The sequence below is a fragment of the Rhizobium sp. G21 genome (assembly GCF_014158035.1).
In the GTDB taxonomy this organism is placed as follows: Bacteria; Pseudomonadota; Alphaproteobacteria; order Rhizobiales; family Rhizobiaceae; genus Rhizobium_E.
Window position 1 is genome coordinate 2,342,625 of record NZ_JACFXW010000001.1, and the last position, 16,741, is coordinate 2,359,365.

14 protein-coding genes, 3 pseudogenes and 1 riboswitch are annotated in these 16,741 nt (G+C 63.2%); of the genes and pseudogenes, 7 read left to right on the forward strand and 10 right to left on the reverse strand.

Translation table 11 applies throughout. The features are described from left to right. The first annotated feature begins 74 nt into the window (after window positions 1–74). A pseudogene (locus tag H2O14_RS11950) lies at window positions 75–1,605 on the forward strand (YifB family Mg chelatase-like AAA ATPase). 1 nt (window position 1,606) lies between these two features. Here H2O14_RS11950 and H2O14_RS11955 read toward each other — a convergent pair. The 3 genes from H2O14_RS11955 to H2O14_RS11965 all read right to left on the reverse strand — a co-directional run bounded on the left by H2O14_RS11955 (window position 1,607) and on the right by H2O14_RS11965 (window position 3,794). Continuing rightward, the gene (locus H2O14_RS11955; RefSeq protein ID WP_182827825.1) at window positions 1,607–2,005 is read right to left on the reverse strand and encodes a VOC family protein; all 399 of its coding nucleotides are present in this window, start codon (window positions 2,003–2,005) and stop codon (window positions 1,607–1,609) included. 74 nt (window positions 2,006–2,079) lie between these two features. Then, window positions 2,080–3,048: a cysteine synthase A gene (cysK, locus tag H2O14_RS11960; RefSeq protein ID WP_182827826.1), complete on the reverse strand. Its 969-nt coding sequence runs from the start codon at window positions 3,046–3,048 to the stop codon at window positions 2,080–2,082. 128 nt (window positions 3,049–3,176) lie between these two features. After that, on the reverse strand, window positions 3,177–3,794 hold the full coding sequence (locus tag H2O14_RS11965) for a LysE family translocator (protein ID WP_182827827.1): 618 nt from the start codon (window positions 3,792–3,794) through the stop codon (window positions 3,177–3,179). Between the two features lie 396 nt (window positions 3,795–4,190). Here H2O14_RS11965 and H2O14_RS11970 point away from each other — a divergent pair, with 396 nt between their 5' ends. After that, window positions 4,191–5,948 carry a putative bifunctional diguanylate cyclase/phosphodiesterase gene (locus H2O14_RS11970; protein ID WP_182827828.1) on the forward strand — a complete coding sequence of 586 codons (1,758 nt, stop codon included), beginning with the start codon at window positions 4,191–4,193 and terminating at the stop codon, window positions 5,946–5,948. A gap of 163 nt (window positions 5,949–6,111) precedes the next feature. On the opposite strand, the gene dut is transcribed toward H2O14_RS11970, so the two are convergent. After that, window positions 6,112–6,579 carry a dUTP diphosphatase gene (dut, locus tag H2O14_RS11975; protein WP_182827829.1) on the reverse strand — a complete coding sequence of 156 codons (468 nt, stop codon included), beginning with the start codon at window positions 6,577–6,579 and terminating at the stop codon, window positions 6,112–6,114. Window positions 6,580–6,671: 92 nt separating this feature from the next. On the opposite strand from dut, the gene H2O14_RS11980 reads away from it, so the two are divergent. After that, window positions 6,672–8,255 carry a peptide chain release factor 3 gene (locus H2O14_RS11980; protein WP_182827830.1) on the forward strand — a complete coding sequence of 528 codons (1,584 nt, stop codon included), beginning with the start codon at window positions 6,672–6,674 and terminating at the stop codon, window positions 8,253–8,255. 32 nt (window positions 8,256–8,287) lie between these two features. Here H2O14_RS11980 and otsA read toward each other — a convergent pair whose 3' ends face one another. Beyond that, window positions 8,288–9,661, reverse strand: coding sequence for an alpha,alpha-trehalose-phosphate synthase (UDP-forming) (otsA, locus tag H2O14_RS11985; protein ID WP_182827831.1), 1,374 nt, complete (start codon window positions 9,659–9,661; stop codon window positions 8,288–8,290). Between the two features lie 28 nt (window positions 9,662–9,689). Beyond that, window positions 9,690–10,460, reverse strand: coding sequence for a trehalose-phosphatase (otsB, locus tag H2O14_RS11990; RefSeq protein WP_182827832.1), 771 nt, complete (start codon window positions 10,458–10,460; stop codon window positions 9,690–9,692). Window positions 10,461–10,617: 157 nt separating this feature from the next. After that, window positions 10,618–10,714, forward strand: a riboswitch (TPP riboswitch). A gap of 64 nt (window positions 10,715–10,778) precedes the next feature. On the opposite strand from otsB, the gene thiM reads away from it, so the two are divergent. The 4 genes and pseudogenes from thiM to H2O14_RS12010 all read left to right on the forward strand — a co-directional run bounded on the left by thiM (window position 10,779) and on the right by H2O14_RS12010 (window position 13,788). Continuing rightward, complete coding sequence (thiM, locus tag H2O14_RS11995) at window positions 10,779–11,582, forward strand: hydroxyethylthiazole kinase (protein WP_182827833.1); 804 nt, start codon at window positions 10,779–10,781, stop codon at window positions 11,580–11,582. Next, window positions 11,579–12,213: pseudogene (gene thiE, locus H2O14_RS12000) on the forward strand (thiamine phosphate synthase). The gene thiM and the pseudogene thiE overlap by 4 nt, the downstream one beginning before the upstream one ends. Next, on the forward strand, window positions 12,210–13,028 hold the full coding sequence (thiD, locus tag H2O14_RS12005; protein WP_182827834.1) for a bifunctional hydroxymethylpyrimidine kinase/phosphomethylpyrimidine kinase: 819 nt from the start codon (window positions 12,210–12,212) through the stop codon (window positions 13,026–13,028). Before thiE ends, thiD begins: the two are co-directional and overlap by 4 nt. Next, window positions 13,025–13,788: pseudogene (locus H2O14_RS12010) on the forward strand (3-oxoacyl-ACP reductase). The gene thiD and the pseudogene H2O14_RS12010 overlap by 4 nt, the downstream one beginning before the upstream one ends. A gap of 2 nt (window positions 13,789–13,790) precedes the next feature. Here H2O14_RS12010 and H2O14_RS12015 read toward each other — a convergent pair. The 4 genes from H2O14_RS12015 to H2O14_RS12030 form a co-directional block, all read right to left on the reverse strand. After that, window positions 13,791–14,195, reverse strand: coding sequence for a GFA family protein (locus H2O14_RS12015; RefSeq protein ID WP_182827835.1), 405 nt, complete (start codon window positions 14,193–14,195; stop codon window positions 13,791–13,793). Between the two features lie 55 nt (window positions 14,196–14,250). Next, window positions 14,251–14,823, reverse strand: coding sequence for a dual specificity protein phosphatase family protein (locus tag H2O14_RS12020; protein ID WP_182827836.1), 573 nt, complete (start codon window positions 14,821–14,823; stop codon window positions 14,251–14,253). 117 nt (window positions 14,824–14,940) lie between these two features. Then, the gene (locus H2O14_RS12025; protein WP_182827837.1) at window positions 14,941–15,558 is read right to left on the reverse strand and encodes a glutathione S-transferase family protein; all 618 of its coding nucleotides are present in this window, start codon (window positions 15,556–15,558) and stop codon (window positions 14,941–14,943) included. Window positions 15,559–15,664: 106 nt separating this feature from the next. Beyond that, complete coding sequence (locus tag H2O14_RS12030) at window positions 15,665–16,576, reverse strand: pirin family protein (RefSeq protein WP_182827838.1); 912 nt, start codon at window positions 16,574–16,576, stop codon at window positions 15,665–15,667. Window positions 16,577–16,741 lie beyond the last annotated feature (165 nt).

Genomic DNA, 16,741 nt, shown 5'->3' on the forward strand with positions numbered 1-16,741 from the left:
CCGTGATTGACTGCAACCCTATGCCGAGGAAGGGCGATTTTCGCTTTAACGGCGAGCAAGGGGGCGCGGGCAATATGGTGGCGAGAGTCAGCACAGTCGCATTCCAGGGCATCGAAGGGGTGCCGGTCGATGTTCAGGTCATGGTGGGGCCAGGCAAGCATGTGATGCAGATTGTCGGCCTGCCCGACAAGGCGGTGGCCGAAAGCCGGGAGCGGGTGCAGGCGGCGCTGCATGCTTCGGGCCTGGCGTTGCCGCAGAAGAAAGTCACCGTCAACCTCGCGCCGGCGGACCTTCCCAAGGAAGGCAGCCATTTCGATCTGCCCATTGCGCTGGCGATGATGGCGGCGCTGGGCGCAATCCCGGCGGATGCGCTGCAGGCCTACCTGATCCTCGGCGAACTCAATCTCGACGGCACGATCGCGCCGGTGGCCGGCGCGCTTCCGGCGGCGATCGCAGCCAACGCCATGGGCAAGGGGCTGATCTGCCCGCAGGACAGTGGCCCCGAAGCCGCCTGGGCCGGCGCCGAGATCGACATTCTTGCGCCGCGCAGCCTTGTCGGCCTCGCCAATCATTTCCGCGGCACCCAAGTGCTGTCACGGCCGCAGCCGGCGGTCCGGGCGCTGCCCGCCAACAGCCCCGATCTCGCAGATATCAAGGGGCAGGAAAGCGCCAAGCGGGCGCTCGAAGTGGCGGCGGCCGGCGGACATAATCTTTTGTTCGTCGGCCCCCGGTTCGGGCAAGTCGATGCTCGCCCAGCGCTTGGCCTCGATCCTGCCGCCGCTGGATTCGGCGGAACTGTTGGAAGTGTCGATGATCCATTCGATCGCCGGGCAGCTCGCGGGCGGCAAATTGTCGGACCGCCGGCCGTTCCGCGCACCACATCACTCCGCCACCATGGCGGCGCTGGTCGGCGGCGGGCTGCGCGCCAAGCCCGGCGAGGCCTCGCTTGCCCATCACGGCGTGTTGTTTCTCGATGAGCTGCCGGAATTTCATCCGCAAACGCTGGATGCGTTGCGCCAACCGCTGGAAACCGGCGAATGCGTCATCGCCCGCGCCAATCACCATGTCAGTTATCCGGCTAAGTTTCAGCTGATCGCGGCGATGAACCCCTGCCGCTGCGGCATGGCCGGCGAACCGGGCCATATCTGCGCGCGGGGGCCGCGCTGCATGAGCGATTATCAGTCGCGGCTGTCGGGACCATTGCTCGACCGGATCGACATCCGCATAGACGTGCCCGCCGTCAGCGCCACCGATCTCATCCGGCCCCGGCCGGCGGAGCCGAGTTCCGTGGTGGCCGCCCGCGTCGCCCGTGCGCGGGAGTTGCAGCGCGACCGTTTCCTTGCCGCAGGCCTGCCGGAGATCGGCTGCAACGCCCGCTGCGCCACCGCGCTGATCGAAGCGATCGCCGAACCCGATCCCGCCGGCCTGCAGCTTCTCCGCGACGCCGCCGACAAGATGAAATTCTCGGCGCGCGGCTATCACCGGATTTTGAAAGTGGCGCGCACGCTCGCCGATCTCGACGAGGCTCCACGCGTGGGCCGCATTCATCTCGCAGAGGCGATTTCCTACCGGATTGCCGGGACTGCGCTTCAGAACGCGGCCTGATCTATTCCGGTCGATTGATGACCGCTTCGATGTGGTGGCCGTCGGGATCGATGACGAAGGCCGCGAAATAGTGGGGCCCATAATGGGGCCGAAGTCCCGGGCCGCCATTATCGATGCCGCCATGGGAAATGGCTTCGGCGTGAAACTGTTCCACGCTCACGCGGCTCGGGGCGGCGAGAGCGAGATGGAAACCCGGACCCGGAGGGCTCGCGTCATGCGGCCTGTGTTTCAAGGCCAGTTTGTCGCCGCCGCCGGGCAATCCGTATCCGACAGCCTGGTCATCCTCGCGGGGCCGGATATCCTCCCAGACGCGAACATATCCGAGCGGCCTGAGAGCGGCGTCATAGAACTGCGCGGCTTTGAGGATGTCTACGACGCCCAATGAGATGTGATGAAGCATCGGCCTTGCTCTTAGAGCGGCAGTGGCATGAAATATCGAAGCCGCAGAAGCACGGCTCCGATGTCTACAAAAAATCACCCGCCCAGGCCTTCGAACAGGGCCGTCGACAGATAGCGTTCGGCAAAGGAGGGAATGATCACGACGATGTTCTTGCCGGCGTTTTCTTCGCGCTGGCCGACCTTGATGGCTGCGGTCAATGCGGCGCCCGAGGAAATGCCGACCGGCACGCCTTCGAGACGGGCGACGAGGCGAGCCTGGGCGAAGGCGTCCTCGTTGCTGACCGTGACGACTTCGTCATAGACGGACTTGTCGAGGATGGCGGGCGCGAAGCCGGCGCCGATGCCCTGGATCTTGTGTGGACCGGGATTGCCGCCGGAAAGCACCGGCGAATCGGCCGGCTCGACCGCGATCACCTGGACCGAGGGCTTGCGCGCCTTCAGCACCTGACCCGTGCCGGTGATCGTGCCGCCTGTGCCGATGCCGGAAACGAAAATGTCGATCTCGCCATTGGTGTCGTTCCAGATTTCCTCGGCCGTCGTCTTGCGATGGATGTCCGGATTGGCGGGGTTTTCGAACTGCTGGGGAATGATGGCGTCCGGCAGCGAGGCCGCCAGTTCCTCCGCCTTGGCGATCGCGCCCTTCATGCCCTTCGGGCCTTCGGTCAGCACGAGCTCGGCGCCGAGCAGGGCCAGCATCTTGCGGCGCTCGATCGACATGGTCTCGGGCATGGTGAGGATCAGCTTGTAGCCCTTGGCGGCGGCGGCGAAGGCCAGCGCGATGCCCGTATTGCCCGAGGTCGGTTCGACCAGCGTGGTGCGGCCCGGCGCGATCTTGCCCTGGGCTTCCAGCGATTCGATCATGGCGACGCCGATACGGTCTTTGACCGAGGCGATCGGATTGAAGAATTCGAGCTTGGCGAGCAGGTTCGCCTTGACGCCCTTTTCCTTGGCCAGCTTGTCGAGCCGCACAATCGGCGTATCGCCGATGGTTTCGGTGATCGAGCCGTATATTTTTCCCCGTCCGGCTTTGCGCGTGTCGGTCATGGTGCTTCTCCCTGTGTTGTGAGAGCAAGTTAGGGAGGAATTCGCCGGCTTTCCAGCAAGATCGGCGCGCGGCAGAGTGAAAAGGAGAAAATTTCACCCTTTTTCGCGAGGGGCGACAGGCGATCCTGCTATGCGGCGCGGCTGGCGATGTAGCCGGCGGTCGCAAACAGGCAGGCCGCCGCCGCCTTGTTGAGCCGTCCCAACGCCTTGGGATGTTTGAAGGCTTCCCGCGCTTTGCCCGCGAGCGCGACATAGGGGAAGGTCACCGCCACCAGCACCAGAAATGTGGCGAGCAGCAGCAGGAGGTAATCCGCAACCCCGATGCTTTCGAGATCGATGATCGTCGGCACCAGAGCGACATAGAACAACATCGCCTTGGGATTGCCGAGCGTCACGAACAAACCCGAGGCGAAGGACTGGGTAAAGCTTCTTTTCGGCGCAGCGCCGATTTCGGCGCTGAGAATCCCTGCGGTCCAGATCTTGTAGGCGATCCAGGCGAGGTAAATCGCGCCGAGGATCTTGATGACGGTGAACACTTCGCTGAAGGCATGCGCCAGAACCGCGAGCCCCATCACTGCGGCGGTCAGGAACACCATGTCGCCCAGGATGAGGCCGAGCGCCATGCCGACGCCTTCGACCATGCCGGCGCCGAGCGCACGGGCCACCAGCGCCGTGATCCCCGGCCCGGGGATGGCGGCGGCGATCAGCAGAGCGAGAGAATAGGCGGCGAGGGCGGACAGGGTCATGAAAGTCTCCGGGATACAATCTCATCTATCACCGGTAGATTTTTCCGTCAATTGTCGTCTTTAATAACACATAATTCCGCTCATTTTACGATATATCGCAACTTTTAGTCATATCCGCACATATGCCTCATTCCGCTGCAGACCACGTCCAGAAACATGTCCAGGAGGGTCGCTTCCGTCGCGCATCCGCGGTTGCGAACCGGCAGCAGGCCTCGAATAGGGCTCGGACGAGGCTGTGGAGCCGGGCATCTCTTCAAAAATTTTGTTGGAGTGGTGGTTTGATTGGCCGCAATTTCTGCGTCACTCGCCCCCGAGTAAGGCGTCGTTCCGAACTTTGCAATCGTCAGACTTTGCTAATCAATCCTGTTCATAGTCACAGAGATCTGGGAGGAGCGGATGCGCGATAAGCTCACATGGACCAACAACGAGCTCGAAAGTCTTCTGCGCCAATTGGATATCGCGCTCGAAGCCTCCGGGATCGGCATCTGGCAGCATAATCTGCATAAAAATCAGACCCGCTGGGACCATCAACTCCAGATCATCTATGGCATCAAGAAAGAACTTGACGACGTCATCTGGCTCGAAAGCGTACATCCCGAAGATCGGGACTATGCGAGTTCGGTATTCCAGCGCGCGATCAACGCCAGGTCGGATTACGCCGCGCAATTCAGGATCATTCGTCCCGACGGTGAAACTCGATATCTCCGGTCGCGAGCCAAATACTTTGTGGACGAGCAGGGCGAAGGATGTTTCATCGGCGCGGAGTGGGACGTCACCGACGATATCTTGCGTTCCGAGCAGCTGGCCAGGGAGCGGGAAGCGGCGGAAGCAAGCCGAGCGGTCGCCAAGTTCGCTGCGGATCACGACTATCTCACCGGCCTTCTGAACCGGCGAGCGTTCGACGAAAAATTCGCCGAGTTTCAGTCCACAGTCGATGCGGCGTCGCTTTGCCATTTGGATCTGGATCATTTCAAGGAGATCAATGATCGTTTCGGGCATTCCGGCGGCGACGCTGTCCTGCGATATGTCGGCGACATCCTTGCGAAAGCCACGCGCGATGGTGAGCATGCGGCTCGTCTGGGTGGCGACGAATTCGCTGTCCTGTCGCCCTTCGGCCTGAGCAGAATGCAGGATCTGGTGTCGGCCATTCGCAGGGAATTGGACAAGCCCGTCACTCTCAACGGGGAGTCTTACCTCGCGGAATGCTCGATCGGCTTCGCCTGTGCGCAAGGCCAGGAGATCGGCGCACTTCTGAAAGCGTCGGATGTGGCTCTCTACGAAGCCAAGAAGCTCGGCCGAAACAACGCCCAACTCTTTACGCCCGAGCTTGCCCAGCGACTGGCAAAGGAAAAACAGACACTCAAGGACCTGCAGACCGCATTGCGCGCAAACGAGATCGTTCCTCATTATCAGGTGCAGATCGATGCGAAAACCGGTGAAATCTGCGGGCTGGAAGCCTTGGCGCGATGGGAGACCGCAGACGGCGTCAGGCCGCCTTCGGAATTCCTGGATCTCGCCTCGGCGCATGGCTTGATGGAGGCCGTGGACGAAGCCATCCTGACGCGGGTGCTGCTGGATATCAAGCGCTGGACGCTGCTGGATATCGACGTGCCGCGGGTGTCGGTCAATCTTTCCGCCGCTCGCCTGAGTGACGCAAGCCTGCCCAAGCGGCTGGAAGCGATGGCGGCGCCGCCGAAATCGCTCAGTTTCGAACTGATAGAAACGATCTTCCTGGACAAGGTCAGCGACCAGATCAAACAGAATATCCGGATGATCAGAGACCTCGGGATTCTCATCGAACTCGATGATCTCGGTTCAGGGCACGCGTCGCTTCTCGGTCTGTTGGAACTGCGCCCGGAGCGCGTGAAAATCGACCGGCACCTCGTCGCGCCGATCCTGGATCATGCGCCGCAGAAACAGCTTGTCGGTTCTCTCATCGACATCGCGCATGCCCTGGACATCGAAGTCGTGGCGGAAGGGGTGGAAACAATGGCGCATGCGGTGATGCTGACCGATCTCGGAGCCGATATTCTCCAGGGCTTCGCATTCGCGAGAGCCGAACCCGCCCACCAGATCACCGCAAGGCTGGTCGCTTCGCTCCGCGGCGACAGGGCAGATACGAAACAGCGCGCGGCTGCGCCGGCCGCAGGGTGAAGGCGTAGTCGTCACGCCCCGCCATCCACCGTCCCGAACAACCTGCTGGGCAGGAAGACGAAAAACACAGCCTTGTTCCCTAAAAACATAAAGACGCAGCCGCTTGAAGGCGTTGGGCTTGTCGGATGGGGGCCGGATCTATTTCGACACGCAGATTTTCGCCTCACGCGCCGGTCGAGCCGAACCCTCCCGCGCCCCGCGCAGTGTCGCTCACATGCGTTCGCTCTTCGACACCGGCCTGGACGACGGGCGCGACGATCAACTGAGCGATGCGCATGCCGCGCTCGATGACGAAGGGCTCGGCTCCCAGATTGACCAGGAGCACCTTCACCTCGCCGCGATAGTCGCTGTCGATCGTGCCGGGGGTATTGAGGCAGGTCACGCCATGCTTGAGCGCCAGACCGGAGCGCGGCCGCACCTGCACCTCGAAACCTTCGGGGATTTCGAACACGAAACCGGTGGGAACAAGCGCGCGCGCGCCGGCTGCAAGCGTCATCGGCTCGTCTTCCTGCAAAGCCGCGCGGATATCCATGCCGGCGGCGCCGGTGGTTTCATAGGACGGCAAGGGTAGATCGGCGGCATGCGGCAGGCGCACGAGGCCGAGAACGGGTGTGGCGGAAGCTTGGGTCATAAGCGTTTGTCGCCCCCAGCCGCCAGCCGGTCAATTGCAATTTGCGGCTCGAAACGGTAGAAGGCCGGCGCTCAACAGGATTTTCTGAAAACATGACCGAGACCTTGGCCGAGGCGATCTCCCGCCGCCGCACCTTCGCCATTATCGCGCATCCGGACGCAGGCAAGACGACGCTGACCGAAAAGCTGCTGTTGTTCGGCGGCGCGATCCAGCTCGCCGGCGAGGTCAAGGCGAAGAAAGACCGCATTCAGACCCGGTCGGACTGGATGAAGATCGAGCGCGAACGCGGCATCTCGGTCGTCACCTCGGTGATGACCTTCGAATACAACGACAATGTCTTCAACATTCTCGATACGCCCGGTCACGAAGACTTCGCCGACGACACCTATCGCACGCTGACGGCGGTCGACGCCGCCGTCATGGTGATCGACGCCGCCAAGGGCATCGAGCCGCGCACGCTGAAACTGTTCGAAGTCTGCCGCCTGCGCAATATCCCGATCATCACCTTCATCAACAAGATGGACCGCGAAAGCCGCGATCCCTTCGAAATCCTCGATGAAGTGGAAGAAAAGCTCGCGCTCGACACCGCCCCGGTCACCTGGCCGATCGGGCGGTCCAAGACCTTCTGCGGCTCCTACAATCTCGCCGACAACACCGTGCGCGGCTCCGACACAGAAGTCGTGGGCACGCCGGTCAACGGACCGGAAGCGGTGGCCGACCGTCTGCCGGAAAACGAACGAGAAGTCTTTGTCGACGAGGTCAATCTGGCGATCGAGGCCTGCAGGCCCTTCGACCGCGAGGCCTTCCTCGAAGGTCACATGACGCCCGTATTTTTCGGCTCGGCGCTGCGCAATTTCGGCGTCCGCGATCTCATCAATGCGCTCGGCGAATTTGCGCCGGCGCCGCGTGACCAGGTGGCCGACACCCGCACAGTTCACGCCGCCGAAGACAAGATGACCGCCTTCGTCTTCAAGATCCAGGCGAATATGGATCCCAACCACCGCGACCGCATCGCCTTCGCCCGCGTCTGCTCGGGCAAGATCGAGCGCGGCATGAAGGCGAGGCTCGCCCGCACCGGCAAGCAACTGGGCCTGACGGCGCCGCAATTCTTCTTCGCCTCGCAGCGCCAGCTCGCGGATACCGCCTATGCCGGCGACGTGGTCGGCATTCCCAATCACGGCACCCTGCGCATCGGCGACACGCTGACCGAAGGGGAATCACTGGTGTTCCAGGGCGTGCCGAATTTCGCGCCCGAGATCCTGCGCCGCGTGCGGCTGGAAGACGCCATGAAGGCCAAGAAGCTCAAGGAAGCGCTGCATCAGATGGCTGAGGAAGGCGTCGTGCAGCTGTTTTCGCCGGAAGACGGTTCGCCGGCGATCGTCGGCGTGGTCGGCGCGCTGCAGCTCGACGTGCTCAAGGAGCGTCTGTCGGCGGAATACACTTTGCCGGTGTCGTTCGAAATGTCGCGTTTCTCGGTCTGCCGCTGGATCTCGGCCGAAAATCCGGCCGATCTGCAGAAATTCCTGGATGTCCGCCGCGGCGACATCTGCCGCGATCTCGACGGCGATCCGGTGTTCATGGCGCAAGACGGCTTCTCGCTTCGCTATGAATCGGAGCGCCATCCCGCCATCAAGATGATCGCCATCAAGGAATATCATATTCAGAAGGCGGCCTGATCGAAGGCCGCCGAGAGTCCGGCGGCCGCCCGTCAGGCGGTCAGGTCGCTCAGGAAATCGTCGCACCAGCGCTGGACCGTCTGCTTTTTCAGGTGCTCCATCATGCCGCTCCAGCGCTCCTTGCGCTCGTCGAGCGGCATATGGATGGCCCGTGCGATGGCGTTGGCCGCGCCTTCGATGTCATAGGGATTGACGAGCAGCGCGCCCTTGAGCTCGCGCGCCGCGCCGGCGAAGCGTGAGAGAACGAGAACGCCGGGATCTTCCGGGTCCTGCGCCGCCACATATTCCTTCGCGACCAGGTTCATGCCGTCGCGCAGGGGCGTCACCAGCCCCACCCGCGCCAGCCGATAGAGACCAGCGAGCACAGGTCGGGCGACGGAGCGATTGATATAGCGGATCGGCACCCAGTCGACCGTGCCGAGCGCGCCGTTGACGCGGCCCGCCTGTTCGGCGACCGTGCGCTGCATCGCCTCATATTCAGGGACTTCGGAGCGTGATTTCGGCGTGACCTGGAGATAGGTGACCTTGTTGTGCTGGTCGGGATTGGCGGTGACGAATTTCTCGAAGGCGTCGATGCGCTGGGTCAGCCCTTTGGAGTAATCGAGCCGGTCGACGCCGATGATGAGGTTGCGGCCTTCGATGCTGGCGCGGGCTTTCGTCACCATCGCATGCTTGGCGGCGCGCCGCGCATAGTTTGCAAAGGCCTCCGTCTCGATACCGATCGGATAAGCCCCGCCCTTGAAAATACGACCGAAGGAAGACAATCGTCCATCGTCCAGTCGCTCGCCGATGCCTTCGCGCACCAGCCCGCCGGCGAAATTGTCGAAGTCGTGATCGGTCTGGAATCCGACGAGATCATATTCCGCCAGGCCCTTCATGATTTCCTCATGCACCGGCATGGTGAACAGCACGTCGGCGGGCGGCAGCGGAATATGCAGGAAGAAGCCGATGCGATTCCTGACGCCCAGCGCGCGCAATTCGATCGCGAGCGGGATCAGGTGATAGTCATGCACCCAGATGACGTCGTCGGGCTCGAGCATCGGCGCGAGCTTGGCGGCGAAGAAACGGTTGACGCGAAAATAGCCGCTCATTTCCTTGCGGGCATATTCGGCGAGATCAAGCCGATAGTGGCAGATCGGCCAGAGCACGCGGTTGGCGAAGCCGTGGTAATATTCCTCGACATCGCGATCGGTCAGATCGGTCAAGGCATAGGTGATGTTGCCCTGCTTCTGGATCGTCAGCTCCGCCGGCTCGTCTTCGCCGGACGATTTCCCGGACCAGCCCATCCAGATGCCGCCGCGCTCCTTGAGCGCGGCCTGCAGCGCCACGGCCAGACCGCCGGCGGGAGCCGTCCCGGTTTTGTCGGGAACGGGAACGCGGTTTGAGACGACCACAAGTCTGCTCATGGCGAAAATCCTTTCATGCGGAAATGTATCAGGAGCGGGCGGCCAGAGCCGACAGAGCCGCTCTCAGGGATCGGGGTGACGGAAGCCGCCATTGCGCCGTGGTTTCAGCGGGGGTTTCGACGATGCGGATCGAAGCGCCGCCATGCGCATTGACCGCTTTGAACATCGCCTCGTCGGTGACGTCGTCGCCGATCGCCACTGGAATTCGGCCCGTAAACGGCGGCTCATGCAGAAAGGCCTGCACCGCCCGGCCCTTGTCGGCGCTGTCGGGTCGGATCTCGACCACCATCTTGCCGCGCTGCAATTCATAACCGGGGCCGATCGCGGCGAGCGCCGCCTGCATGGTGACGTCGACTTCCATCGCATAGCAGGGAGCCTGGCGATAATGTATGGCCACGGCGGCGCTCTTGTCTTCGAACAGCACACCCGGCCAGGCCTTGGCGGCGCGAGCCAGTTCGCGCTTGGCGTCGTCGAAAGCGGGCGTGGGCGCGCTTCGCGTGATGCGGCCATCGGCGCAGCGACGCTCGACGCCATGCAGACCCGCAATCGGAAAGCGGCGCGGATCGAACAGGCGATCGGCATAGGGCAAGGCCCGCCCGGTAACCAGCGCCATGGCGCCGCCGAGCCTTTGCGACAGGCGATCAAGGATTCCCGGCAAGTCCGGAGGAATTTGGATCGCGTCGGGAGTGGCGGCCAGATCGATCAGTGTGCCGTCGATATCCAAAAAGAGCGCATATCCCAGCGGATTGGAATCGATGTCCGAAAACACATCTTCAACCGCACGGCCAACGTCGAACATACCAGCAAACCCTATAATTTCCGCTTCGCTCGTCCCACTCTTTTCAGAGCCCAATGCTCCCCAGTGTCGCAACGCCGATGACGACGCTAAGTTCCTCCCCGCGTCGCGAAAAGTTTTTCGGATGACAGGCCAGTTTAAAGCTGGCATATCTCGGTGTGTTGAGAGACAGGGGCGTTCGTCGCAAGACGGGCTGAGAAGCACCCTTCGAACCTGAACCAGATAATGCTGGCGGAGGGAGTCGCTCGGATGATCCGCCCGCGCGACAAGCGCACTCCCATCGGATCGTTCCTGCCGCTTGCCCCGCTGGAAAGGGGCAAGATGACTGATTTGACCACTCCCGGCGCCTATCTCGAAGCGATGCGCGCGCAAGCGCCGCTCGTTCACTGCATCACCAATTACGTGGCGATGAACATCGCCGCCAACAGCCTGCTCGCGGCGGGCGCATCCCCCGCCATGGTGCATGCGACGGAGGAGGCCGGCGAATTCGCCGGCTTCGCCGCGGCGCTCACCATCAATATCGGCACGCCCTCTCCCGATTGGGTCGCGGGCATGACGGCTGCTGCGCGCGGCGCGCGCGAAGCGGGCGTTCCCTGGGTATTCGATCCCGTCGCGCATTTCGCCACCGCCTATCGGCGACAGGCGACAGAGGCGCTGATGGCGGTTCGGCCCGATATCGTCAGGGGCAATGCATCGGAGATCCTGGCGCTGGCCGGTGGTCAAAGCACTGCCAAAGGCGTCGACGCCCGCGACCCTGTGCATGCGGCGGAAGAGGCAGCCCGGCGGCTGGCGGGCGAGCGGGACACGATCGTCGCCGTCACCGGCGAGACGGATTTCGTCACCGACGGGGTGCGCGCGTTGAGGATCTCCGGCGGTTCGCCGCTGATGCCGAAAGTGACGGCGCTCGGCTGCTCGCTGACCTGCCTGATCGGCGCCTATGCCGGCGTGAAGGGCGCCGATCTGTTCGATGCGACAACGGCGGCGCTCGCCCACTTCGCCGTGGCGGGAGCCCGCGCCGAAGCCGCCGCAGAGGGACCAGGCAGTTTCTCGGTCCATTTCCTCGATCAGCTCGCGCTCGTGGATGGCGCAGCGCTCGATGCGGCCAACCGGATGGAGGTCGCATGAGCCGCTTCGATCTCTCGCTCTATCTCGTGCTGGATCCCGTGCTCTCCGAGCCCCTCGGCGTGATTGAAACGGCGCGGCTCGCCGTGCGCGGCGGCGCGACCATGGTGCAACTGCGCGACAAGACGGCGACGACCGAACAGCGGATCGAAACCGGACGCCTGCTAAAATCCGCACTTATCGGTAGCGGCGCGCTGCTGATCGTCAATGACGATATCGAGGCGGCCATGGCGATCGGCGCCGACGGCGTTCATATCGGTCAGGGCGATCTGGCTGTGCGGGCGGCGCGCGACCGCATCGGCGACAGCATGCTTCTTGGCCTCTCGATCGGCAGCGTGGATGAAGCCGAAGCGCTCGACCCCACGCTGGTGGATTATGTCGGCGTCGGTCCGGTGTTTCCGACAACGACAAAACCGGACCATCCGCCGGCGATCGGTCTCGACGGGCTTCAGGCGGTCATCCGCGCCACGCATTTGCCGGCCGTGGCGATCGGCGGCGTCAAGATCGGCCATATCAGGAGATCCTCGCGAGAGGCGCCAAAGGCGTCGCCGTCGTGTCGGCGATTTGCGGGCAGCCCGATCCCGAGGTCGCGGCGCAGGCCCTCAGCGCGGAAATCAAGAGGAGGCTGCCATGATTGCCAATGTCTTGTCCATCGCCGGCTCCGACCCCTCGGGCGGCGCCGGCATCCAGGCCGACCTCAAGGCCTTTTCCGCCCGCGGCGTGTTCGGCATGGCGGCGCTGACCGCCTTGACGGCGCAGAACACGCAAGGCGTCTCGACTGTGCACGCTTTGCCCGCCGATTTCGTGGGCGAACAGATCCGCATGGTGTTCTCGGACGTGCGCGTCGACGCGGTCAAGATCGGCATGATCGCCAATGCGGAGATCGCCGCAAGCGTGGCGGAAGCCCTCAGGCTTTTCTGCCGCGCGCCCGTGGCGCTCGATCCGGTGATGATCGCCAAGGGCGGCGCGCCGCTCCTCGACCCCGAGGCGATGGAGACGGTGCGGCGGGCGCTTCTGCCGCTCGCCACGGTCGTCACGCCCAATCTGCCGGAAGCAGCGGCGCTGCTCGGCAGGCCGGAAGCGCGGTCGCGCGAAGAAATGGCGGCGCAGGCCCGCGCTCTTCTGGCGCTCGGGCCGCAGGCGGCGCTGGTCAAGGGCGGGCACCTTGATGACGACGAGAGCCCGGATGTGCTGGCGTCATCCGAAGGCCTCCTGTGGTTCGAAAGCCGGCGCGCGCAGACGAAAAACACCCATGGCACCGGCTGCTCGCTGTCGAGCGCCATCGCCGCCGAACTCGCCAAGGGACAGGCGATTTCCGAAGCCATATGCGCCGCCAAGGACTGGCTCCGCGGCGCGATCGAAGCTTCCGGCGAGCTGAGCGTCGGCGCGGGCCATGGGCCCATCCATCATTTTCATCATCTCTGGACCAAACAGGACATTTCCCGATGAGCAAGCCGATTGCAGAACAGACCGTCATCGTCACGGGAGGGGGTCGCGGCCTCGGCGCGGCGATCGCCCGCGCTTTTGCGCACGAAGGCGCCAATGTCGTCATCAACTACCGCAACAGCCGGGAGAAAGCGGAGGCGCTGGCCGAGACGCTGGGCCCAAAGGCGCGGGCGATCCGCGCCGATGTGCGGAATGCAAAAAAGTCGAAGCGTTGATCGAAGCCGTGAAGGACGCCTTCGGCGGCGTCGATACGGTGGTGCACAACGCGCTGGCCGATTTCAGCTTCAATGGGGAGGCGAGAGACAAGCTCGATCATCTGTCCTGGGAGGCGGTCAATGCGCATCTGGAGACCGGCCTCAAGGGCGCGCTCAACCTGATCCGGGCCGCCAGACCCGGCTTGGCGTCGCAAGGCTTCGGGCGGCTGGTGTTCATCGGCACCAATCTGTTTCAGAACCCGGTTGTGCCCTATCACGACTACACCGCCGCCAAGGCCGCGCTCCTGTCGCTCACGCGCACGGCGGCCAAGGAGCTAGGGCCTGACGGCATCACCGTCAACATGGTCTCGGGCGGCTTGCTGCGGATGACGGATGCGAGCGCGGCGACGCCCGACGCCGTGTTCGATCTCATCGCCGCCAATACGCCGCTGCAGCGGGTGACGACGCCGGAGGAAGCCGCCGACGCCGTGCTGTTCTTCGCCAGCCCCTGGGCGCGCGCGGTGACGGGCCAGAACCTGATCGTCGATGGCGGGCTGGTGTTCGGCTGAGTTCAGTCGCCTTGGGAGCCGGGGAGATCGCCGATCTCTCCGATCCACGGCGCGGCCGAACGGGTCCATTTCTGGCGGCCGGGCTCGAGTTCGGCGCGCTGGTCGATGCTGCCCCAGCGGATGCCCCAGGTCTCGAAGGCCGCGCCCTGGCCTGTGGTGAAGATGGGAGAGCCGCAATTGGCGCAGAAATATTGAAGGCGAATGGCGCCGCTGCCGCCGCGTTTCTCATAGACCTTGGGCGGCTCGCCGGTCTGGCGGATCCGGTCTCGCCCGGTCAGCGCGGTGACGCGGAACGGCGAGCCGGTCAGCGACTGGCAATCGGTGCAATGGCAAATGGAGACGCGCTCCGGGTCGATCTCCGCCTCATACGACACCCGGCCGCAATGGCACCGTCCTGTGATCTGCATGGTCCACTCCTTGCTGTGACTGGACAATGCGGCGGGGCGGGAAAATGTTCAATGCTCAGCTTTCGAGGCCGATGACCTTTTCAAAGGCTTCCCAGCTCTCATCCATCGCATAGGCGCGATTGATGAAGGGAATGCTGAAATGGCCGTAGATCAGCGACAGCTGCCATTCCGCCGTCTCTTCGTCCACGCCGGCGACCTGCTGGAGATAAAGAACCGAGGCGAGCCCTGTGCGATCGACGCCCGACATGCAGTGCACCAGGATAGGTTTGGGCGCATCGCGCATGATGCGGGTGAGATCGGCCATCTGCACGGCGTTCAGTTCTCGGGCGGCCGACATGGCGAAATCGACATGATGAAGACCCAGAGCCTTGGACTCGTTGATCTCGTCGACATACCAGCTCGAACCCTTCTTGCTGGCGCCCCGCAGGTTGATCACCGTCTTGATGCCGTAAGTCTTGGCGTAATAGGCGATATCGGCGGCGGAAGGCTGCGCCGAGCGGTAGAACTCGCCGGGGATGACCTCATGAAAGTTCCCGCGCAGGAATTGCTGGCCGAGGAACACGCCGCCGGCGAGGACCAAAAGGCCGACACCCAGCGCCGTTCGCTTGAAGAGCCGCTTCCACTGCATCCGCCGTCCGATCTCATTAGAACAATTCCAATATAAGCCAACGCCTATATCAGCGACCTCTTCGCCAAGGAAGCGGCATTTCTGCGGCAAAAGCGCATACGGCCAATCGTTTTTGCTTCAGGCGCCATGACGCTCTGCGATCGCCTGCACCTGAGGAATGGCGCGCAGCCGGCGGGAATGCGCTGCGACGCGTGGCGTCTCGGCTCTTATCTGCTGCGGATCGCGCCAGCTTGCGACCATCCAGAGATAGAGATCGGCCATGGAGAGACTGTCGCCCACCAGATAATCGCCCTTCATCTCTGCTTCGATGATCGCATGTTGCGCACTGAGATAGTCTTCCGCCGCGGCGCGAACGGCATCCGCGCCGTCGGGGTCGGTCGTATAGCGATCGGCATAGGCCTTGCGCAATTCGCCTTCATAGATGTTGACCGCCATGAAGATCAGCCAGCGGTCATGTCGCGCCCGCGCGCTCGATCCGGGGCGCGGGGCGAGACCGGCCTCCGGAAAGGCGTCGGCCAAATGCAGCAGCATGGCGGCGCTTTCGGTCATCACGCCGCCATCCGGCAGCACGAACGCGGGCACCTGCCGGCGCGGATTGATGGCTGCGAAATCTTCGGTCAGATGTTCGCCGGCGGATGTGTCCACCCAGACGATGTCATGCGGCGCGCCGATAATGGCCAGCGCCGCCTCGACGGCGGCGCTTCCGGATCCGATCCGTCCATAAAGCCTGTACATGGACTGAAGTCCCCGTTTGTTGATCCGGGGGCAATCTAGGGCATCCCGGCCGAAACGCGACGCCGAGAAACAGGAAGTCCACGCTTTTCGTCGCCGACGCGGGTCATCAATGATCCGACTTGATGAAGGTGCCGTTCTGCAGTTCGCGCATCGCCTGCATGATCTCTTCGCGGCTGTTCATCACGATCGGCCCATGCCATGCCACCGGTTCCTCGATCGGCTTGCCGGAAACGAGCAGGAAGCGGATGCCTTCGTCGCCGGCCTGCACCGTCACCTCGTCGCCGCTGTCGAAGACGACGAGCGTGCGGTTGCCGGACATGTCGCGAATGGTCACTTCCTCGCCGGCGATCTCCTTCTCGATCTTCACACCCATCGGGTGCGAAGCGTCGCGGAACGTGCCGGAACCGGCGAAAATATAGGCGAAAGCCTTGCGATAGGTATCGACGGCGAACGTCTTTCGGCGGCCGGGCGGCACGGAAATGTCGAGATAGACGGGCTCGGCGGCGATGCCGTCGACAGGGCCTTTCTTGCCCCAGAACTCGCCGGTGATGACGCGCACGGCCGTGCCGTCGTCATCGATCACCACGGGAATATCGGCGGCCTTGACGTCCTGATAGCGCGGCGCCGTCATTTTCAGCGACGACGGCAGGTTGGCCCAGAGCTGGAAACCATGCATGCGCCCGGCGAAATCGCCCTGCGGCATTTCCTGATGCATGATGCCGCGGCCCGCCGTCATCCATTGCACATCACCCGCGCCGAGCAATCCGCGATTGCCGAGGCTGTCGCCATGCTCGACGGTGCCGGCGAGCACATAGGTGATGGTCTCGATGCCGCGATGCGGATGCCAGGGAAAGCCGCGTTGGTAATGGGCGGGATTGTCGTTGCGGAAATCGTCCATCATCAGGAAAGGATCGGTCAGCGAAGGATCGCCGAAGCCGAAGACGCGGTGAAGGTGGACGCCCGCGCCCTCCATAGTCGGCGTGGCGCGGCTCTCATGCTTGACGGGACGGATGGACATGGCGGTTCCTCGTTTGATTTTTCTGAATATAGAGCCTCCAGACCAGCCGTGACAGCGGCGCGGATGCAACGCAGTGTTCAATTTCCGTATGCTGCAACGCAAAATGTCTTTGACACTTTTGTGACTTCATCTTTATTAACCGAACTGGTCGGAAGATGAATCGCA